This window comes from Streptomyces sp. NBC_01537 (assembly GCF_045040445.1).
GTDB lineage: Bacteria > Actinomycetota > Actinomycetes > Streptomycetales > Streptomycetaceae > Actinacidiphila.
In genome coordinates, this window is sequence record NZ_CP109392.1 from 4,662,123 (window position 1) to 4,680,750 (window position 18,628).

Genomic DNA, 18,628 nt, shown 5'->3' on the forward strand with positions numbered 1-18,628 from the left:
CCTCAGCCCTCGATCGGCCAGTTCAGGACCTCGGAGATACCGCGGCCCATGATCCATTCAAGCTCCTCGGGCGTGAAGTCCCAGTGCTTGGTGAACTGCTCGACCGTGTCGGTGTAGGTGATGCCGTGGCCGAGCAGGCGGGTGATGTCGGTGCCGTAGAAGCAGCGCTGCGGCCCCATCCTGTCGACCATTTCCCGCACGTACTTCTCGATGTTCTTGTTCGGGAACGGCTCGGTCGAGTAGCCCGGCAGGGCGGAGACCTTGACGTAGATGTTGGGGTGTTTGTGCAGGTCGGCGGTCTCCTGGACCCAGTAACCGATCGCGTCGTCCACGCAGCGGGCCATGATGCCCATGTGGTCGATGATGATCTTCAGCTCGGGGTGCTTGCCGGCGATCTCGCCGAGCTCGCGCTTCCAGATCGGCGCGTGGACCATCGTCGGGATGCGCAGCTCCTCGGCGATCGGCCAGTACCAGTCGTTGGTGCCGTCGATCATCCAGTTGCGGTCCTGCGGCCGGTGGAAGGTGAGCCGGGTGCCCTTGATGTACGGGTTCTGCGCGAAGTCCCGCAGCATCGCGGTGCCCTCGGCCTCGTTGTCCTGCGGGACGCGGGCCATGATGCCGAAGCGGTCCGGGAAGGCCTCGCAGGCCTCAAGCGCGTAGTCGATGCGGTTGCCCTCCCAGGAGGGAGGCAGGATCAGCGCCCGGTTGATGCCGGCCTCGTCCATCAGCTCCAGGGCCTCCTCGTACGAGAAGGCCTCCTCGCGGTGGCCGTTGAGGCGGATGCGCTCCCGCGCGCCCGGGACCCACGGGCGGTCCGGGGTCTCTTCCTTCCAGATGTGGATCTGGGTGTCGACAACGAACATGTCGGTGCCTCTTTCTTTCGGATTTCCTGCGGATTCAGACGTTATGCGGGATGGGAGCGTCTGCCGAGACCCGTACGCGCAAGCACTTGTTGCGCGAAAAGGCCCTGTTGGCGGGGGTGTTCAGGGACCGGTCGGCTCGCCGAACACGGCGTCCACGAGGTGCTCCGCGATGGCCATGGAGGACGTCGCGGCAGGGGAGGGAGCGTTGCGGACGGCGGTCACCCGGCCCACCTGATGGATACGGAAGTCGTCGACGAGCGTGCCGTCCCGGTCCAGGGCCTGGGCCCGTACGCCCGCGCCGGCCCGCATCACGTCGGCGGCGCCGATCTCCGGCACGTACAGCCGCGCGGCCTTCATGTACGCGGACTTGGACAGGGAGCCCCGCATCTCCTTCAGGCCGGTCCGCCAGTGCTGCCGGGCCATGTGCCACGTGCCGGGCCAGGCCACGATCCCGGCCAGGTCCCGGGCGGAGACCCTGGTGCGGCGGTAGCCCTCGCGGGCGTACGCCAGTACGGCATTGGGCCCCACCTCCACGTCCCCGCTGACGCGGCGGGTGAAGTGCACGCCGAGGAAGGGGTAGCGCGGGTCGGGCACGGGGTAGATGAGGCCGCGCACCATGTGGGTCTTCGCGGGGAGGACCGTCATGTACTCGCCGCGGAAGGGGATGATCCGCGGCTCGGCCCTGTCCTCGGCGAGCCTGGCGACGGCGTCCGACTGGAGCCCCGCGCACAGGATCAGACGGTCCACGCGTACGGTGTCCGGACCCGACGCGGATGTCACTTCGATGCCGTTCGGGACCCGGGTGACGCGGGTGACCTCGAAGCCGAGGCGTACCTCTCCGCCGCTGCCGGCGATGTCCTTCGCGAACTCCCGCGCGATCCAGGTGTAGTCGGTGATCGCGGTGCGCGGGGAGTGCAGGGCCGCCTTTCCGGCGGCGTGCGGCTCGATCTCGCCGATCTCCCCGGCGGAGATCCTGCGCAGTCCTGGGACCTGGTTCTCCAGGGCCTTGGCGTACAGGGCCTCCATGCGCGGCAGTTCCTCGTCGGTCACCGCGACGACGAGCTTGCCGCACTCGTCGTACGGCAGCTCCCGGTCGGCGCAGTACTCGCGCAGCAGTCCCATGCCGCGGGTGCACAGCCGCGCCTTGAGGCTGCCGGGCGGGTAGTAGATGCCCGCGTGCACGACGCCCGAGTTGTGGCCGGTCTGGTGGACGGCCACGTCCTGTTCCTTGTCCAGGACCACGACCCGCGTCCCGGGGTGTCGCAGGGCGATCTCGCGGGCGGTGGCGAGGCCGACGATGCCGGCGCCGACGATGCCGATCGTCTCGTCAGCCATGAGGGTGGCCGAAGTGGAAGGCGACCGTCTTGACGCGGGTGTAGAAGCGCAGGGCCTCGGTGCCCTGCTCCTTGAAGGCCGAGCCGGAGTCCCGGAAGCCGCCGAAGGGGTGGTGGACGTCCCAGCCGGACGTGGTGGTGTTCACCGCGACCTGGCCGCACTCCACCTCCTCGACGAAGCGGTACGCGGAGGTCAGGTTCTGGGTGAACACGGCGGCGGCCAGGCCGTACGCCGAGTCGTTGACGGCCTCCACGGCCTCCTCGAAGGAGCCGACCGTGCGCAGCGCTATGACCGGGCCGAAGACCTCGTCCCGCCACACGTTCATCTCGGGAGTCACGTCCGCCAGGACGGTGGGGTTGACGTAGCAGCCGTGCCGGCGGGCCTCGTCCTCGGGACGGTCGCCGCCGGTGAGGACGGCCGCGCCCTGCTTGACGGCGAGGTCGATGTCGGCGAGTACGCCGTCCCGCTGCCGGGGGCTGACCAGCGGGCCCATCGTGGTGCCGGGGGCGGCGCCGGGGCCGGTGCGCAGCGCGGCGACCTCGGCGAGCAGCAGTTCGGTGAAGCGATCGAGGACGGCGGCCTCGACGATCACCCGGCTGGTGGCGGTGCAGCGCTGCCCGGCCTGCCCGAACGACGCGGCGGCGACGGCCTTGGCGGCGGCCGGCAGGTCCGCGTCGGCCAGGACCGCGGTGGCGTTCTTGCCGCCCAGCTCGCCCTGGAAGCGCACATTGCTCGCGGCGAGCGAGGCCCGCAGCCCCTCCCCGACCTCGTTGCTGCCGGTGAAGGTGACGGCGGCGATCCTCGGGTCCGCGATGAGCGCGTCGCCGATCACCGAGCCGCGGCCGGTGACCACGTTCAGCACCCCGGCGGGCAGCCCCGCGTCGTGCAGGGCGCGGGCGAAGTGCAGGGCCACGATCGGGGTCTCGGTCGCGGGCTTGAGGACGGCCGCGTTGCCGGCCGCGAGGCAGGGCGCCAGCTTGCGGGCCGGGGTGAGCAGCGGGTCGTTCCACGGGGTGATCGCCAGGACGACGCCGATCGGCTCGCGCTGAAAGCTGGTGCGGGTGTCGGGGCGTACGTCGTGCAGCAGCGTGCCGTAGCCCTCGCGGGCGATCCCGGCGTAGTACTCCAGGAAGTCGGCGGCCTTCCCCACCTCGCCCGTCGCCTCGGCGCGGGTCTTGCCCATCTCGGCGACCAGGTCGGCCGCGATGTCCTCGGCGCGCTCGCGCAGCAGGCGGGCGGCCCCGTTCAGGATCCTGGCCCGCTCGAAGGGGCTGGTGCGCTTCCAGACGGCGAAGCCCTTCGCGGCGTGGTCGTAGGCACGGGTGACGTCGTCGGCGCTCAGCGCCGGCACGCGAGCGACGGGGGTTCGGACGTCGGACGGGTCGTGGACGTCCAGCCACTCGCCGGACGCCACCCACTGTCCGCCTGAGAGGGTTTCCATCGTTCGCATTGAGCATCACTTCCGATGAGGTGGAGTGTGTGGTCGGACCGACAACACAGGAAGAGCGGCGCGCCCACCAGCCCTTCGGCGGCGAACATTGTTTGCGCGCCACGCACGGCCGGGCCTGCGCGATTCGTGCTGGAATCGGCAGAGCCCGACCCGTAGCCGAACTGGAGGCCGTTCCATGGCGTTCGCCGTGATCGCCCGATACCGCTGTGAGCCCGCCGACGAGGCCACCGTGCGCGCCGCGACACTGAAGATGCGCGAGCACACGCTCTCCGAGCCGGGGAACCTCGGCCTATGTGGTGCATGCGGAGGCCGGCGAAGCCGGCGTGATCGTTCTGTACGAGCAGTACACGGACCGCGCGGCCTTCGAGGCGCACACGGCGGCCGACTACTTCGACGAGCTGATCGTGAAGACCGTGCGGCCGTTGCTCACTGACCGGACGGTCACCTTCGCCGACGTCCTCTAGGGTCTGTCCGGTCGATCTTGGTCGGACAGGCCGCGGCGTCTGGTGTGGTGCATCGCAAGGCGCCGGAGCGCCGTCAGGGTGGTTTCCTGAGGGCGTTTCGGCAACGCCGCGAGGTGCCGCGCCAGGCGTCGCGGACCCGGGCAAGATCGACCGGACAGGCCCTAGGGGCTGTCGGCCTGTGGTTCAGGTGTTCCGCCCGCCGTTGACACCGAACACCTGGCCGGTGATGTATCCGGCCTCCTCCGAGGTGAGGAAGGCGCAGGCGGCGGCGATGTCTTCGGGGAGGCCGGTTCGGCGCACCGGGGTCTGTGCGATGTGGTGGTCCATGCTCTGGACGAAACGGCCCAGCTTCTCGTTGCGGCGCAGCATCGGCGTGTCGACGAATCCGGGCGGGATCGTGTTGACGGTGATTCCGGACGGGCCGAGCTCGAGCGCAAGGGCCTTGGTGAAGCCGATGACGCCCGCCTTGGAGGCGACGTAGTGCGTCATGAACGGCTGGCCGCTGTGCGCGCTGGACGAGGAGATGTTGACGATCCGCCCCCAGCCCGCCTCGACCATGTCCGGCACCACTGCCTGGCAGCAGTGGAAGGTGCCGGTCAGGTTCACCGTCAGGAGGGAGTTCCATGCCTCTTCGGTGATGTCGAGGAAGCGTTTGGCGCCCTCCTTGCCGGCCGAGTTCACCAGTACGGTGACGGGCCCGAACTGCTCGTGGACCTCCTTGACCGCCCGGTCGATGCTCTGACGGTCCGCGACGTCGACGCCGACAGCGAGCGCCGAGCCGCCCTCAGCCCCGATCTCCCCGGCCACCCGTTCGCCCGCGGCCGCGTCGAGGTCCAGTACGGCCACGTCGGCACCCTCACGGGCCAGGCGCTGCGCGCATGCCCGCCCGATTCCCGACGCTCCGCCCGTGACGATGGCGACTCTGCCAACCAGTTTCCCGGCCATCTTCACCCTTCCCTCGACGTTCGGTCCTCGGCCGGGAGCGGGCCCGGGTGGTCCGCGCCCTCTCGGACCAGCACGCCGTTCAGGAACAGCCGGACGGCGTGCTGGATGTGCTGCTCCTCGACCTCGGGCGTCCGGTAGATGCCGTAGGCCGCCAGCCACGCCGGCATCGCGCCGACCATGGCGAAGAACTGCTCAGCCGCGATCTCGAGGTCCCCGACGGCCACCGTGCCCGCACGCTCGTGACGGTCCAGCAGATCCATGATCACCTGGATACGCGGCGACCAGGTGACGGCCTGGGAGCTCGCCGCGAACTCGGGGAAGCGTTCCGACTCCGCGATCGCCATCCGGCTCAGCCGCACGATGTCGGGGTCGACGGACCGCGCCAGGATCGACCGTGCGATCACGGTCAGGCTGCCGGCGAGGTCGTCGGGCAATGGCTCCAGCACCCGTCCGTCCCGTTCCTGACGGGTCAGCGCCCACGCGCTCACCGCCACGAACAAGGTCCGCTTGTCGGCGTAACGGGCGTACAGGGTGCTCTTGGTGATGCCGGCGGCCTGCGCCACCGCCTCCATGGTGGTGCCGTCATATCCGTACTGCAGGAAGGTGTCGACCGCGGCCCGCCGGAGCCTCTCGGTCAGCTGAGCAGCCTCCTCCGACGTGGGCCGCCCGGCTCGGGAACGCTCGCTGCTCGGCTTGGACTCCATTCCAAAAAATGTACGGGTGCGTCTGGTTCCGGTCAAGACTGCAGGTCAGACCGATTGACCGTAACCATACGGCATCGTATGGTTTTGACGCACACCTGTCGTGGAGCATCGGAGCAGATGCAGAAGGGATTTGACGATGCCTCATTTTCCGAAGCCTGCCGAGGGCAGCTGGACCGAGCACTACCCCGAGCTCGGCACCGGCCCGATGTCCTACGAGGACTCCATCTCGCCCGAGCACTACGAACTCGAGCGCAAGGCGATCTTCGAACGGACCTGGTTGAACGTCGGCCGCGTGGAGCAGGCGCCGACGGTGGGCAGTCAATTCACCAAGGAGATCGCCGCGGTCGGCACGTCGGTGAAGGTCCTTCGCGACGCCGACGGCGGGATCCGGGCGTTCCACGGGAGCCCGTCCGGACCCGTACCGATCCGCTGCGAAATCTGGGAGGGCTTCGTCTTCGTCAACTTCGACGACGCCGCCGAACCGCTGGGCGAGTACCTCGGCGGGCTCGCCGCCGGCCTGGAGGGCTATCCGTTCGACCGCATGACGGAGGTCTACCGGTATCGGGCCGAGGTCGGCAGCAACTGGAAGCTGTACATGGACGCCTTCGCGGAGTTCTACCACGCGCCCGTTCTGCACGCGAAGCAGTACGTGGGCGACGAGTCACGCAAGCTCTCGAGCTACGGATTCGAGGCCCTCCACTATCAACTCGACGGCCCGCACGGGATGGTGTCGTCCTGGGGCGGGATGGCGCCGCCCAAGGACCTGAGCATGGTCAAGCCGATCGAGCGCGTACTGCGCAGCGGTAACTTCGGGCCGTGGGACCGCCCCGACATCCCCGGGCTCGACCCGCTGCCGCCAGGACTGAACCCGTCCCGCCACAAGGCCTGGGGGATCGACTCGTTCGTCTTCTTCCCCAACTTCATGATGGTGGTGTGGGCGCCCGGCTGGTACCTCACGTACCACTACTGGCCGACCGCCTACAACCGGCACATCTTCGAGGGCACTCTGTACTTCGTTCCGGCCCGGAGCGCCGGTGACCGGATACGGCAGGAGCTGGCCGCGGTCACCTTCAAGGAGTTCGCGCTGCAGGACTGCAACACGCTCGAAGCCACCCAGACCATGCTCGAGTCACGGGCGGTCTCCTACTTCCCCCTCAACGACCAGGAGATCCTGCTGCGGCATCTGCACCGGACAGCAGGCCAGTACGTGACCGCCTACTCAGGGCGCGAATGACCTTCGCCGACGTCAGAACTCGTTGCCCCAGCAGTAGCGGGCCAGGGTCTCGACGTGGATCAGCTTGAGGCGCTGTGCCTCGGCGGTCGACAGGGGGTGTGCCGCCGAGTCGGCGAAGCCGCGGGACGGCGAGAGGGCCATGTCCTCGATGTCCTTGAGTTCGGCGGCGGCGTCGATCCGGGCCATGACCGTGTCGATGTCGTCCACCCCGGACGCGGCCGGGTCCACGACGCCCAGGCAGGCGTCCCGGTCCTCGGGGAGGGCCCTGAGGAGGTCGAGCTCGGCGGCGGTGCCCTTGAGGTAGGGCAGGATCCACCGGTCGACGGGGACCTGGCCGTACAGCCGCTCGGCCCGGGCGCGCTTCACCTCGGCGGGGGCCGTCCAGCCGGGGCAGAGGCCGATGCGGACGCCCTCGGGGCGCTCGTCCAGGCGTACGGCCAGGGCCTCCACGGCGAGCGCGTCCTCGAAGGAGAGCGCGCCGGGGGCCGGGGGCTCGGCGGCGGTGTGGGCGAGCAGGAGCGGGTTGTTGAGCTGGATGAGGCGGACGCCCCGGGAGACCAGCAGCTCGATCTCCGCGTGGATGATCTCCGCCAGGGCCTCGCCGAGTTCACGGGCCGAGGCGGGGCCGCCGGAGGCTGCCGACCCGGGGTCGAAGCAGGTGGCGGCGAGGTAGGCCGGGGACGGCAGGGAGGCCTTGGGCGCGATGACCGTCAGCTCGGTGAGGCGGCCGGCCCAGTCGGCGAGCAGCGGGCCGTTGGCTTTGGGCAGGGACTCGGCCACCCACCGGGTCAGGCCGTCCGCCCCTGCCTCCTCCGTACGGCGGAAGCCGGAGACGGCGTCGAAGACGGCGCTGCGGAAGTCCTCGCGGGGGAAGTCCCCGTCGGTGACGACCGTGGAGCGCAGCTTGCGCTGGAAGGCCACCGCCTCCTTCACCGCCTCGAACTGCGCCTCGGGCGAGGCCTCGGCGGCGAGGAAGGCGGCGGGGCGGACCAGGCTGCCGTGGTGGTCGATGCGGTAGTTGAACGTATCCGCCATGGTTCAGTTCTCCTGTCCGGCCGGCTTGCCCGCGCCCCACGCCGCGAACTCCAGCTCGTAGCCGAGGGCGGCGAGCACCTCGTCGGCGACCTGCTGGTCCTCGTCGGCGGTGCCGCCGGCGACGCCGAGGCCGCCGATGATCTCGCCGTCCTTCTTGATCGTCATGCTGCCCTCGGTGGCCATGATCGGCAGAGCCGCGCCAGGCAGCTGGGAGAGCTGGGAGAAGAAGACCGGCTGGCTCTCCTGCCATTTCTTGAGCATCTTGCCGGGCCGCTGCATCACGGCCGCGGTGTACGCCTTCGCCCGGGCGATGTCGGGCGTGAGCGGCCGGGCCCCGTCCGAGCGGCGGACGCTGACCACGAAGCCGCCCGCGTCCACCACGGCTACGCTCACCGCCTTGCCGAGCGACTGAGCGCGTTTCAGGACGGCGTCGACGATCTCGTCGGCGTCGGCGAGCGTGAGGTTGCTCATGCGGGGCCCTTCTGTGCGGTGAGGGTGCGCCGTAGGTGCGCGACGGAGTTGTTGTACGGTTCCGGCGTCTCCCAGTACATGGAGTGCGGGGCGTCCGGCACGATCTCCAGGTGCGAGCCGGGCAGCAGCTCGTGGGCGCGGGTCACGGTCTTCACGCTGAGGACCGCGTCCTTCTCGCCGGCCAGGAAGGCGACCTTGACGCCTGCTTCCTGGACGGCCCGGATCTCCTCCAGCGTCGGGCCGTTGGCGTCGAGGTTGCGCAGGTCGGCCATCTTCGCGACGTTGAAGGTGCCCATCTGCTGGAAGAGGAAGGTCAGGTCGGCCCGCTCCTGCTGGAAGCGTTTGGTGAGCAGCCGGTCGATCACGGGCAGCTTGACGGCCTCGGCGCGGTCGGCGGCGGCCAGTTCCCTGAGCTCGGGGTGGGCGATCCCGCCGAGAGAGTGGCCGAGGGCGACCGAGGAGACGCGCTCGGGCCGCAGCAGGGCGGCGCGCAGCGCGGCCACCGAGCCGATGGACTGGCCGACGAGCATGACGTCGGTCAGATCCTCCTGGTCGAGGACGGCGACCAGGTCGCCCGGGAAGTCCTGCCCGTCGAATTCGGCCATCGAGGAGTCGGACTTGCCGAAGCCGCGCAGGTCCACGGTGACGATCGTGAACTCCTCGCGCAGCGCGGCCACTTGCTGCCACCAGGCGGCGTGGTGCCCGCCGGAGCCGTGCACGAACAGGATCACCGGACCGCTGCCGTGGCGCTCGTAGTAGATGGCGGTGCCGTCGGAGTCGGCGAAGGGCATGGAAGTAACTCCTAGTTGGGGCGCTTGCCGTGCCAGACCAGCTCGATCATGGTGTGGTCGGGGTCGTGGATGTAGCAGAACTTGGACTGGTTCTCGGGGCGCTCGATGGGCCGGGTGTAGCGGATTCCCAGGTCCTTGAGGTGCCCGAGGAAGTCGTCCCAGTCATCGACCTCGACGGCGAAGTGGTAGGGCGCCATCCGGTCCATCTCCTCGACCGGGGTGAAGTGCAGGTCGAAGTTGCCGCGGGTCATCAGCACCACGCGGGTGTTGGACTTGGGCATGATCCGCTTCATCCCGAAGACCTTCGTGTACCACTCGGCGGTCCGGTCGGGGTCGGTGGTGGGGAAGTTGACGTGGTGGATGTAGCGGGGTGCGCTGCTCATGACGGATTCCCTTCGAGTTGTACGGGGTTGGACAGGACGCCGATGCCGCTGATCTCGATGTCCACGGTGTCCCCGGGCTCCAGTTGGCAGGTGGACTCGGCGCCCATCCAGAGCACGTCGCCGGGTTGCAGGGTGATGTGCCTGGTGATCTCGACGATGTGGTCGAAGGGGTCGAACACCATGTCGCCGGTCGGGAACGACGCCCGGACCTCCCCGTTCACGCGCAGCGTGGTGGTCTGCGCCAGTGCGTCCACGTCGGTCTCGATCCAGGGGCCCATGGGCTTGAACGTGTCGCTGTTCTTGCTGCGCCAGAAGGTGCGGTCCTGGTGCTGCCAGGTGCGGGCGCTGATGTCGTTGCCGATCGTCCAGCCGAAGATCGCCTCCTGCGCCTCCTTGTACGTGGCCCGGCGCAGCGTCCGCCCGATGACCGCGACGAGCTCCGGCTCGGCCTCGAACCGGCCCTCGACGCCCACCGGTTTCACGATGGGCGTCCGGTGGCCGGTCAGCGCGTTGTTGGCCCGGTAGCCGACTTCGGGGCGGGTGGGGGTCTCGGCGCGGGCGTGTGCGATGTGCCGCGGGTAGTTGTAGCCGACCGCGTAGAACACGGGCGGGACGACGACGGGCAGCCAGTGCGCGGTAGCGATCGGCACCTCGCCGATGACGGTCGGGTCGCCCTCGATGGGGGAATCGGACAGCAGCTCGATGTCCTCCTCCCCGACGCGGCCCCAGACCGCCCGGCCGCCGACCGATACGCGGGTGTATCTCATGGCCGCCTCAGCCCGCCAGCAGGTGGGAGACGCGCTTGGTGATCAGGTAGGCGTCCAGGGCCTCGGGCCCGCCCTCCCTGCCGTAGCCGCTGTCCTTGACGCCGCCGGAGGGGGCCTCGCTGACCGAGCCGCCGCAGTGGTTGACGGACAGGATCCCGGCCTCCAGCTCACTCACGAGGCGCTCGGCGGTGGCGGCGGACTGCGTGAAGCCGTACGCGGCGAGGCCGTACGGCAGCGCGTTCGCGGTCGCGAGCGCCTCGTCCAGGTCGGTGAAGGCGGCGATGGGCGCGATCGGGCCGAAGGGCTCCTCGTGCAGGAGCTCCGCGTCCGCCGGTACGCCGGTCAGGACGGTCGGCGCGAAGAAGTAGCCCGTCCGGTCCAGGCGTTCGCCGCCGGTGCGGACGGTGGCGCCCCGGCTGACGGCGTCGGCGGTCAGGCGCTGGATCGACGCGAGCCGACGCTCGTTGGCGAGCGGCCCCATCGTGACGCCCTCCGCCAGCCCGTCGCCGACGACCACCGCCTCGGCGGCCTTGACGAACTCGGCGGTGAAGTCCTCGTAGAGGCTCTCGTGGACCAGGAAGCGGCTCGGCGAAGTGCACACCTGTCCGGCGTTGGCGAACTTCGCCTGCGCGGCCCGGCGCGCGGCGGTGGCCGGGTCGGCGTCCGCGCACACGATGACGGGGGCGTGGCCGCCCAGTTCCATCAGGGAGGGCTTCATGACCGCCCCGGCCGCGCCCGCGAGCAGCTTGCCGACGGGGACCGAGCCGGTGAAGGCGACCAGACGGACGACCGGGGAGGCGATCAGGTGGGCGGAGACCTCGGCCGGTTCGCCGAAGACGAGGTTGAGCACCCCGGCCGGGAGCCCGGCGTCCACGAAGCAGCGGACCAGTTCGCCGGCGGTGGCGGGGGTCTCCTCGGAGGCCTTGATGACGATGGAGCAGCCGGCGGACAGCGCGGAGGAGATCTTCCGCATCGGCCCGCCCGCCGGGAAGTTCCACGGGGTGAAGGCGGCGACCGGCCCGACGGGCTCGCGGCGTACGGACAGCAGGGTGCCGGGGGCCGAGGGGATGATGCGGCCGTACGCGCGGCGGGCGTCGTCGGCGTGCCAGCGCAGGGTGTCCGCGACGCGGCGGGCCTCCCCGGCGGCCTCCGCCAGCGGTTTGCCCTGCTCCAGGGTCATGATCCGGCCGACCTCGGCGCTGCGCCCGGTGAGCAGGTCGGCGGCGGCGTGCAGGATCGCGGTGCGCCGGGCGACGGGGGTGTCCCGCCAGGTCCTGAAGCCCTCGGCGGCCGCTGCGAGCGCGCGGTCCAAATCGGCGGTGGTGGCGAGCGGTACTTCTCCGATCACCTCCTCCGTGGCCGGATTCACGATCGGGGCGGTACGTCCGGTGCCGCCCTGGCACCACTCGCCCGCGATGTGCATGCGGACGGCTGGGTAGCCGTTCTCGGTGGTCATGGGTCAGTGCCCTCTCAGACGGCGTCGCGGTTGGTGCGCAGGGTCCAGATGTGGTGGGGCGGCGTGGTCTCGTGGACCCGGGTCCCGTAGGAGGCGTCGACGCGGTCCATGTCCGCCGCGTACTCGACGCGGCCGCCGCACGGGGCGTGGATGAAGCGGAAGACATTGGAGCCGACGGTGTGCCGGCCGAGCCTGCGCGCCTCCTGCCACCCCCGCTCGATCATGTGGTTGCCGCCCTCGATGACGTCGTCGAAGCCGGGGACCTCGAACGACACATGGTTGTGGCTCGCGCGGTCCGGCCGGTGGCACAGCAGGAAGTTGTGCTGGTCGTCGTCGCCCTCGCACTGCATGAAGACGCCCATGGGCTTGACGATGTCCGTCGGCCGGAAGCCGAGCCGGTCGGTGTAGAAGGCCCAGGCCTCCTCCCGGCCCGCCTTCGGGATGTTGAGCGCGACATGGCACATCCGCAGCGGCCGCACCCGGCCGACGGGCTCCAGCGGCTCGTTCCAGCGGCGTACGTCCCCCGAGGCGTTCGCCGCGCGCCTGCCGCCCCCGGGAAGCTCGCGGGGCCGGGCTAGGGCGAGCCCCAGCCCGAATCCGGTCTCGTCGACGGTGTGGTGGGTGCCGTCACCGGTGGTGGTGACCTGCCGGTCCTTGGCGACCCGGCGCACCAGCGTCTCCAGCTCCTCCGGGGTGTCGACGCCCCAGACGACCTCCCGGATGGTGGGAGTCGCTTCGAGCGGCTCCCGGCGCAAGGGGTCAGGGAGGGTGTCGAGGTGCAGGGTCTGGCCGGCGAGCGTCTCGAACACGGCGCCGGTGTCGCCGCACTCCACGAGGGTCAGCCCGAAGTCGGTGAAGAAGCGCACGCAGCTGCCGAGGTCGTCGACGCTGTAGGTGACCGATTCGATTCGCTGGATTCCCATGAACTCCTCATTTCACGGCCATCGTAAATTCCGGGAATGCCCGCTTCAACGAGCCCGGCGTCACGGATACCGCAATCGTTGATTGCGTACTCAGCTCTTGATCGCGGGGATGGGATTCTCCGCGAACCACTGGGTGAGAAAGTCCAGGAACACGGTGACCTTCCGCGGGGTCTCCTGACCGGGCCCGTAGATCGCGTAGAGGGGGCGGTCGGGCACCGCCAGCTCGGGAAGCAGGACCTGCAGCGCGCCGGTCACGAGGTCGTCGTAGGCCGGGCGCTGCGGCAGCAGGGCGATCCCCCGCCCGTGAACTGCGGCTTTCTGCAGGGCGATGTAGGAGTTGGAGGAGAAGGCGACGTTGCGGATCTTGTGCAGGGTGCTGGCATGCCCGTGCCCGATGCGCCAGACCGGGTCGTTGACGTGCACGAGGCAGTCGCGTGCGGCCAGGTCGTTGGGATGGGTGAGGTGCCCGTGCCGGTCCACGTACTTCTCCGACGCGCAGAGCACGAAGGGGAGGGAGGCGATCTTCTTGAGCCGGACGCTGGAATCCCGCAGATCCCGGGTGTGGAACGCGACATCGAATCCGCTGTCGAGAAAGTCGTAGGTCCGGTCGGACATCCCTCCCAGTTCGAAACGGATGTGGATTTTCGGATGGGCGGCGGAGAAGGCGGCTATGGCGTCGCCCAGATCGAGGCTGCCTATCCACTTGGGACAGATGATGCTGAGAGCGCCCTCCGCCCGGTCGTGCAGGTGCGCGATGCCGGCGTCCTCCGCCTCGATCTCCTCCAGGATGCGGGCGGCGAACTCCGCGTACCGCGAGCCCGGCTCGGTGAGGCTCACCGAGCGGGCCGTGCGGTTGACGAGCCGGACACCGATCTGCCGTTCCAGCTCGGCGACATGGCGTGAGACGAGGGATCCCGATGAACTCAGCGCCTTGGCCGCCCCGCTGAAGCTGCCGATGTTGGCGACGGTGACGAAGCTGCGCATGAGGAGCAGGCGGTCCATGGGATTCCTCCGGTTGTACACGGCTCTGGAAGGGGGGTCGCGGCGGACCTCAGGGGCAGTACCTCAGGGGCAGTACTGAGGCGCCTTGTCCAGGTTGTCCTTGGTGACCAGCAGGATCGGGGCGTTGGCTATCTTGCTGACCTTCTTCTTGTCGAGCAGGCCGACGACGTTGGTCACCGCCATCTGCCCTATGGTCATCGCCGAGTTGGCGACCGTGGCGGACAGCCGGCCGTCCTTGACCGCGGCCAGGCCCTCGGGGGTGCCGTTGACCGTCACGATCCTGACGTCCTTGGCGCCGGCCGCGTCGAAGGCCTTACGGGCCGCCAGGGCCATCTCCTCGTTGGCGACGAACGCGTACTGCAGGTCCCGGTGGGCCTGGATCATGTTCTCGGCCACGTCCTGCGCCTTGGCCGCGTTGAACATGCCGGGCTGGTTCGCCACCACCTTGGCGTTGCTCGGCAGAGCCTTCGTGAAGCCGCCCACGAGCAGGTCGGAGGCGGCGCCGGGCGCCCCCGCGATGACCCCGACCTTGACGGACTTGCCACCCGCGTCGTCGGCGACCCAGCCGGCGTCCAGCGCGCCCACCTTGGTGAGGTCGACGACGACGGCCCCGAGGATGTCGGAGGCGTCGGAGGTCATGACCGAGGTCAGGAAGATGGGGATACCGGCGGCCTTGGCCTTGGCGATGTCGCCCTTGAGCGAGTCGACGTTGACGGTCTGCACAATGAGCGCGTCGACGTCTCTGGAGATCATGTCCTCGATGTTGGACAGCTCGGTCCCGGGGTTCTGGTGGGAGTTGGCCGTGTAGAGCTTGGCGTCGTCCTTCTTGGCAACCTGCTCGATGGACTTCTGGAGACAGGTGTGGAATTCGGTGTCGGCACCGTTGACGAACCCGAGGGTGTGGGATCCGTCGCCGGCGCCCTCACTTCCGGACTGCGAACCGCAGCCGGTCAGCACCAGAGCTGTGCCCACGACCGACACGGCGAGTGCTCTGCGAGGGCGGGCGAACAGAGGCATGGTGGAACCGCCTTTCATGGCGTGTTTCACGGCGTACGAAGCGCTCTAGTGCCGCGACGCCTTCTGGAATTGGTTGGCTATGGCCGCGATGAGGAGAACCGCACCGACGGAGATCGTCTGGAAGTAGCTGGACACCTGGAGGAGGTTCAGCGCGTTGGCGACCACACCGAGCAGCAGTACGCCCAGGACGGTGCCGATCACGGTGCCCTGGCCACCGGCGAGCGCGGTGCCGCCGATGACCACCGCTGCGACGGCGGTGAGCTGGAGGGTCAGGCCGCCCGTTCCGGGGCTGCTGGCGCCCAGGCGGGACAGCAGCATCAGCCCGGCGAGGCCGGACAGGGCGCCGGTCAGGCCGTACAGCGAGAGCTTGTGCAGGCTGACGTTGATGCCACTGAGGCGGGCCACGTGCTCGTTGCCGCCGATGGCGTACGCGTCCCGCCCGTAGACGGTGAAGCGCATGACCACGGCGGTCACCGCGAGCACGGCGATGGCGACGATCAGCAGATTGGGCAGGCCCAGCGTGCTGTTGTTGCCCAGCGAGAACAGCTTGGTGCCGATGGAGACGGCCTGGCCGTCCAGGACCAGGAGGGCGACACCGTCCAGGAGGGTGGCGCTGGCCAGGGTGGCGACGAAGGGTGCCACGTTGGTGAAGGTCACGACGGCGCCGTTGACCAGTCCGATGGCCGTGGCGAGCAGCATGGAGACGACGACGGCATAGGTGGTCGAATGGCCGTGCGCGATCAGCTGCGCCGCGACGGCGGTGGTGACGGAGGCGTTGCTGCCCATCGAGAAGTCCATGCCGCCCGCGGTCATGAGCAGCGTGAGGCCGGCGGCGATGACCGCGGTGACGCTGACCTGGCGCAGGATGTTCAGCACGTTGTTGTCGGAGGCGAACGAGTCGGTCTGCAGGCTCGCGTACGTCACGACCAGGATCAGGACCACGACCAGGCCGGTGTGGGGGAGGCCGCGCAGCGTCCGCAGCGGGTTCCCGGTCCCCGGCGCGGGGGCCGAGGTGGTCAGGTCCGAGGGTTCGGGGGGTGCTTTGAGGCTCACTGCGGCCGTCCTCCGAGAGCGGTGGCGACGAGTTCGTCGTGGGTCAGGGTGGTGATGTCGCGTTCGGCGACGACCCTGCCGCCGCGTACGACCACGACCCGGTCGGCGAGGCGCATGATCTCCTCGGCCGAGGAGGAAGCGAGCAGCACCGCCACGCCCCGTGCGGCGAGATCGTCGACGAGCGAGTGGATGTCGGCCATGGCGGCGACATCGACCCCGTTGGTGGGGTCTTCGAGGAAGCACGCGACGGGCGAGGTCTCCAGCCACTTGGCCAGCAGGACCTTCTGCTGGTTGCCGCCCGACAGCCTGCCGACCGCCGGGTTGGCGGTGAGCGCGGCCACTCCGTAGCTCTTGCGCAGCGGGGCGGCGCGGCGGGTCAGCGAGCCCCACCGGTGCAGCCGCCGCCGGGCCAGGCGGTCGCCGGCCAGCATCAGGTTCTCGTCCAGGGACAGTTCGGGGATCAGGCCCAGGGCGCGGCGGTCCCCCGTGACGCACCTCAGACCGCTGCCGAGGGAGCGCGAGATACGGCCGAACGGGACCGCCGCGCCGCCGACCAGCAACTCGCCCGCATCCGCCCGCCGCCGTCCCGACAGCAGGTCGAACAGCCGCGACTGCGCGTCCCCGGCGGGGCCGAGCACCCCGACGATCTCGCCCTTGCGGACCTCGACGGAGAACCCGTCGATGGCCCGCCCGTGGCTCAGCCCCCGCACGCTCAGCGCCACATCGCCCTTCGGCGCGGCCCGCTCGGGGCGCTGCGAGACCACGTCCCGGCCGACCATGTTCTTGACCAGCCCGGCCTCGTCCAGCTCCCCGGCCGGGCCGCTGTGCACGATGGCCCCGTCCCGCAGCACGGTGACGCGGTCCGCGAGCGCGAGCACCTCGTCGATGTAGTGCGAGATGTAGACGACGGCCACGCCCTCGTCGCGCAGGGTCCGTACCAGCTCCCTGATCCGGTGAGCCGCCTCCGCCCCGAGGCAGGCGGTCGGCTCGTCGAGGATCAGGACCTTGCCGCCGCGCCGGACCTCGCGGGCGACCTCGACCATCGTCTGTTCGGCGACGGTGAGTTCGCCCGCCCGCTTGCCGACGTCGATCTCGATGCCCAGGCCGGCCAGCGCCTGGCGGGCCTGGCTGCGTACGGACTTCCACGACACGAGGGCCCGCGGCGCGGGCAGGTCGCCCAGCATGACGTTCTCGGCGACGGTCAGCTCCATCACCAGTTCGCGGCGCTGCGGCACCGTGGAGATGCCGAGCCGCCGGGCGCGGCGGGTGGTCAGTCCCGACTGGCTGTGCCCGCCGATCTCGATGGCGCCCCCGTCGGCCTGGTGCACTCCGGACAGCAGCTGTACGAGCGTGGACTTGCCGGCCCCGTTCATGCCCATGAGGGCGTGGACCTCACCGGGGTGGATGTCCAGGGACACGTCCTTGAGGGCCACCGCCCCGCCGAAGTACTTGGTCAGGTTGCGGACCCGGACCACGGGGGCGGCCCCGGCGGTCGCCGTGCCGGCGGTGTGCTCGCTCACGGCTGTCACGGCTTGCCGTCTGCGGCCACGCGTGCGTAGCCGCGGATGTCGGGGAAGGGCGGCTTGCGGCCGGGCTGGAGGTCGACCTGGAAGGCGTTGAGGCACATGGCGAGCATGCTGAAGTTGCCGAGCGAGCCGACCGCGTCGACCAGGCCCTGAGAGCCGAAGTGCTTGTGGGCGGCGGCGAATGTCTCGTCCTCGACGAAGTGCAGTTCGAGCAGCTCGTGGCAGAACGCGTAGAACGCCTGGTCCGCCTCGTCGGCGAGGACCGGCTCGCGGCGCTCGGCGATGGCCTCGGCGGCGGCCTCGGGGATACCCGCCTCGATCGCCGTGTTCACGTGGGCGTTCCAGGAGTACTGGGCGTCCCAGTGGCGGGCCGCCATCAGCAGCGTCAGCTCTCGCAGGTGCTTGGGCAGGCACGACTCGAAGCGGACGAAGGCACCCAGCGACTCCACCCGCTCGCACAGCTCCGGGCTCTGCAGCCACACCCGGAAGGGGCCCCGGACGCCGCCGCGGCGTTCGGTGATGCGGGCGCTGAGCTCCTGCTGGCGCTGGTTCATTTCCTCGATGCCGAGGACGGGAAGCCTCATGGCCGGTGCCTGCCTATCTGTCTGGGACACGGGCTCGGAAAGCCCTGCGACGGGAGCCGACGCTACATCCGGGCCGAGAAAAGGCACCCTTCCCGGAGCGCAAGGTAAAGGTGCACGACGCAGGACGCTCATCCGGCCGAAAGGGATCTACCGTCGGACGACGCGTCCTCCTCGAAAGGGATTCCGCATGACCACCATCGTCAAGGTCGCCTCGGTGCCACTGCTGGACCGGGGCGGTTCGATCGTGACCACGCCCCTGGTCACGACGCTGTCCGCAGACGGCGAGAATCTGATCACCAGCGGTATGAGCGTTTACCCCGTGGGATCCGGAGCGCCAATGCACTCGCACAACTGCGATGAGCACGTGACCATTCTGGAGGGTGAGGCGGAGGTTCTGGTCGAGGGCACCGCCACGAAGCTGGAGCGCTTCGACACCACATACATTCCGTCTCCCATCCCCCATCTGTTCCGGAATATCGGTGACGTGCCTCTGCGAATCCTGTGGGTTTACACCTCGGGCACAGTGACGCGGACCTTCACCGAAACCGGAATCACCGTGGAGCACCTCTCGGCTCAGGACCAGATGGGCCGACCGTAACCGGGGCGCAGCATGTCTGCAAGATGC

At 69.7% G+C, this 18,628-nt stretch carries 20 protein-coding genes; 3 read left to right on the forward strand and 17 right to left on the reverse strand.

The annotated features are described in order from the left end of the window. Window positions 1–2 precede the first annotated feature (2 nt). The 3 genes from OG607_RS21420 to OG607_RS21430 all read right to left on the reverse strand — a co-directional run bounded on the left by OG607_RS21420 (window position 3) and on the right by OG607_RS21430 (window position 3,639). Entirely contained in the window at window positions 3–863 is an 861-nt protein-coding gene (locus OG607_RS21420; RefSeq protein WP_405725681.1) for an amidohydrolase family protein, read from the reverse strand. A gap of 120 nt (window positions 864–983) precedes the next feature. Continuing rightward, complete coding sequence (gene lhgO, locus OG607_RS21425) at window positions 984–2,198, reverse strand: L-2-hydroxyglutarate oxidase (RefSeq protein WP_405725684.1); 1,215 nt, start codon at window positions 2,196–2,198, stop codon at window positions 984–986. Further along, a complete protein-coding gene (locus OG607_RS21430) occupies window positions 2,191–3,639 on the reverse strand; it encodes an aldehyde dehydrogenase family protein (protein ID WP_405725687.1) in 1,449 nt (482 codons plus the stop codon). Before OG607_RS21430 ends, lhgO begins: the two co-directional genes overlap by 8 nt. A 302-nt stretch (window positions 3,640–3,941) precedes the next feature. On the opposite strand from OG607_RS21430, the gene OG607_RS21435 reads away from it, so the two are divergent. Then, window positions 3,942–4,112 carry a putative quinol monooxygenase gene (locus tag OG607_RS21435; protein WP_405725690.1) on the forward strand — a complete coding sequence of 57 codons (171 nt, stop codon included), beginning with the start codon at window positions 3,942–3,944 and terminating at the stop codon, window positions 4,110–4,112. Between the two features lie 183 nt (window positions 4,113–4,295). Here the strand turns inward: OG607_RS21435 and OG607_RS21440 are convergent, their stop codons facing one another. Then, window positions 4,296–5,057: an SDR family NAD(P)-dependent oxidoreductase gene (locus OG607_RS21440; RefSeq protein WP_405725693.1), complete on the reverse strand. Its 762-nt coding sequence runs from the start codon at window positions 5,055–5,057 to the stop codon at window positions 4,296–4,298. A 2-nt stretch (window positions 5,058–5,059) separates the two neighbouring features. Then, window positions 5,060–5,761: a TetR/AcrR family transcriptional regulator gene (locus tag OG607_RS21445; RefSeq protein ID WP_405725696.1), complete on the reverse strand. Its 702-nt coding sequence runs from the start codon at window positions 5,759–5,761 to the stop codon at window positions 5,060–5,062. Window positions 5,762–5,897: 136 nt separating this feature from the next. On the opposite strand from OG607_RS21445, the gene OG607_RS21450 reads away from it, so the two are divergent. Then, window positions 5,898–6,995 carry an aromatic ring-hydroxylating dioxygenase subunit alpha gene (locus OG607_RS21450; protein ID WP_405725699.1) on the forward strand — a complete coding sequence of 366 codons (1,098 nt, stop codon included), beginning with the start codon at window positions 5,898–5,900 and terminating at the stop codon, window positions 6,993–6,995. A 12-nt stretch (window positions 6,996–7,007) separates the two neighbouring features. On the opposite strand, the gene OG607_RS21455 is transcribed toward OG607_RS21450, so the two are convergent. The 12 genes from OG607_RS21455 to OG607_RS21510 form a co-directional block, all read right to left on the reverse strand. Next, window positions 7,008–8,030 (reverse strand): methionine synthase II (cobalamin-independent)-like protein, encoded by a 1,023-nt coding sequence (locus OG607_RS21455; protein WP_405725702.1) that lies wholly within the window; start codon window positions 8,028–8,030, stop codon window positions 7,008–7,010. Between the two features lie 3 nt (window positions 8,031–8,033). Continuing rightward, window positions 8,034–8,501 (reverse strand): heme-binding protein, encoded by a 468-nt coding sequence (locus tag OG607_RS21460; RefSeq protein ID WP_405725705.1) that lies wholly within the window; start codon window positions 8,499–8,501, stop codon window positions 8,034–8,036. After that, window positions 8,498–9,292, reverse strand: a complete 795-nt coding sequence (locus tag OG607_RS21465) for an alpha/beta fold hydrolase (RefSeq protein WP_405725708.1) — start codon at window positions 9,290–9,292, stop codon at window positions 8,498–8,500. The genes OG607_RS21460 and OG607_RS21465 overlap by 4 nt, the downstream gene beginning before the upstream one ends. Before the next feature lie 11 nt (window positions 9,293–9,303). Next, window positions 9,304–9,675, reverse strand: coding sequence for a VOC family protein (locus OG607_RS21470; protein WP_329315053.1), 372 nt, complete (start codon window positions 9,673–9,675; stop codon window positions 9,304–9,306). Then, window positions 9,672–10,442, reverse strand: a complete 771-nt coding sequence (locus tag OG607_RS21475; protein ID WP_405725712.1) for a fumarylacetoacetate hydrolase family protein — start codon at window positions 10,440–10,442, stop codon at window positions 9,672–9,674. The genes OG607_RS21470 and OG607_RS21475 overlap by 4 nt, the downstream gene beginning before the upstream one ends. 7 nt (window positions 10,443–10,449) lie before the next feature. Continuing rightward, on the reverse strand, window positions 10,450–11,898 hold the full coding sequence (locus tag OG607_RS21480) for an NAD-dependent succinate-semialdehyde dehydrogenase (protein ID WP_405725715.1): 1,449 nt from the start codon (window positions 11,896–11,898) through the stop codon (window positions 10,450–10,452). A gap of 14 nt (window positions 11,899–11,912) precedes the next feature. Next, window positions 11,913–12,821 (reverse strand): VOC family protein, encoded by a 909-nt coding sequence (locus OG607_RS21485; protein WP_405725718.1) that lies wholly within the window; start codon window positions 12,819–12,821, stop codon window positions 11,913–11,915. A gap of 90 nt (window positions 12,822–12,911) precedes the next feature. Beyond that, window positions 12,912–13,823, reverse strand: a complete 912-nt coding sequence (locus OG607_RS21490; protein ID WP_405725721.1) for a LysR family transcriptional regulator — start codon at window positions 13,821–13,823, stop codon at window positions 12,912–12,914. Window positions 13,824–13,886: 63 nt separating this feature from the next. Beyond that, complete coding sequence (locus OG607_RS21495; RefSeq protein WP_405725724.1) at window positions 13,887–14,840, reverse strand: sugar ABC transporter substrate-binding protein; 954 nt, start codon at window positions 14,838–14,840, stop codon at window positions 13,887–13,889. 45 nt (window positions 14,841–14,885) lie between these two features. Then, window positions 14,886–15,893, reverse strand: a complete 1,008-nt coding sequence (locus OG607_RS21500) for an ABC transporter permease (protein WP_405725727.1) — start codon at window positions 15,891–15,893, stop codon at window positions 14,886–14,888. Continuing rightward, window positions 15,890–17,413, reverse strand: a complete 1,524-nt coding sequence (locus tag OG607_RS21505) for a sugar ABC transporter ATP-binding protein (RefSeq protein ID WP_405725730.1) — start codon at window positions 17,411–17,413, stop codon at window positions 15,890–15,892. Before OG607_RS21505 ends, OG607_RS21500 begins: the two co-directional genes overlap by 4 nt. Window positions 17,414–17,418: 5 nt before the next feature. Next, on the reverse strand, window positions 17,419–18,003 hold the full coding sequence (locus OG607_RS21510; RefSeq protein ID WP_405725733.1) for a carboxymuconolactone decarboxylase family protein: 585 nt from the start codon (window positions 18,001–18,003) through the stop codon (window positions 17,419–17,421). Window positions 18,004–18,190: 187 nt separating this feature from the next. On the opposite strand from OG607_RS21510, the gene OG607_RS21515 reads away from it, so the two are divergent. Further along, window positions 18,191–18,601 (forward strand): cupin domain-containing protein, encoded by a 411-nt coding sequence (locus tag OG607_RS21515; RefSeq protein WP_405725736.1) that lies wholly within the window; start codon window positions 18,191–18,193, stop codon window positions 18,599–18,601. The last annotated feature ends 27 nt before the right edge of the window (window positions 18,602–18,628 follow it).

Excerpts from the sequence above, each read along its gene's own strand:
- lhgO (WP_405725684.1), bottom strand. The coding sequence starts at position 2,198 with ATGGCTGACGAGACGATCGGCATCGTCGGCGCCGGCATCGTCGGCCTC.
- OG607_RS21420 (WP_405725681.1), bottom strand. The coding sequence starts at position 863 with ATGTTCGTTGTCGACACCCAGATCCACATCTGGAAGGAAGAGACCCCG.
- OG607_RS21440 (WP_405725693.1), bottom strand. The coding sequence starts at position 5,057 with ATGGCCGGGAAACTGGTTGGCAGAGTCGCCATCGTCACGGGCGGAGCG.
- OG607_RS21455 (WP_405725702.1), bottom strand. The coding sequence starts at position 8,030 with ATGGCGGATACGTTCAACTACCGCATCGACCACCACGGCAGCCTGGTC.
- OG607_RS21480 (WP_405725715.1), bottom strand. The coding sequence starts at position 11,898 with ATGACCACCGAGAACGGCTACCCAGCCGTCCGCATGCACATCGCGGGC.
- OG607_RS21460 (WP_405725705.1), bottom strand. The coding sequence starts at position 8,501 with ATGAGCAACCTCACGCTCGCCGACGCCGACGAGATCGTCGACGCCGTC.
- OG607_RS21475 (WP_405725712.1), bottom strand. The coding sequence starts at position 10,442 with ATGAGATACACCCGCGTATCGGTCGGCGGCCGGGCGGTCTGGGGCCGC.
- OG607_RS21470 (WP_329315053.1), bottom strand. The coding sequence starts at position 9,675 with ATGAGCAGCGCACCCCGCTACATCCACCACGTCAACTTCCCCACCACC.
- OG607_RS21495 (WP_405725724.1), bottom strand. The coding sequence starts at position 14,840 with ATGCCTCTGTTCGCCCGCCCTCGCAGAGCACTCGCCGTGTCGGTCGTG.
- OG607_RS21430 (WP_405725687.1), bottom strand. The coding sequence starts at position 3,639 with ATGGAAACCCTCTCAGGCGGACAGTGGGTGGCGTCCGGCGAGTGGCTG.
- OG607_RS21445 (WP_405725696.1), bottom strand. The coding sequence starts at position 5,761 with ATGGAGTCCAAGCCGAGCAGCGAGCGTTCCCGAGCCGGGCGGCCCACG.
- OG607_RS21490 (WP_405725721.1), bottom strand. The coding sequence starts at position 13,823 with ATGGACCGCCTGCTCCTCATGCGCAGCTTCGTCACCGTCGCCAACATC.
- OG607_RS21465 (WP_405725708.1), bottom strand. The coding sequence starts at position 9,292 with ATGCCCTTCGCCGACTCCGACGGCACCGCCATCTACTACGAGCGCCAC.
- OG607_RS21510 (WP_405725733.1), bottom strand. The coding sequence starts at position 18,003 with ATGAGGCTTCCCGTCCTCGGCATCGAGGAAATGAACCAGCGCCAGCAG.
- OG607_RS21515 (WP_405725736.1), top strand. The coding sequence starts at position 18,191 with ATGACCACCATCGTCAAGGTCGCCTCGGTGCCACTGCTGGACCGGGGC.
- OG607_RS21485 (WP_405725718.1), bottom strand. The coding sequence starts at position 12,821 with ATGGGAATCCAGCGAATCGAATCGGTCACCTACAGCGTCGACGACCTC.
- OG607_RS21450 (WP_405725699.1), top strand. The coding sequence starts at position 5,898 with ATGCCTCATTTTCCGAAGCCTGCCGAGGGCAGCTGGACCGAGCACTAC.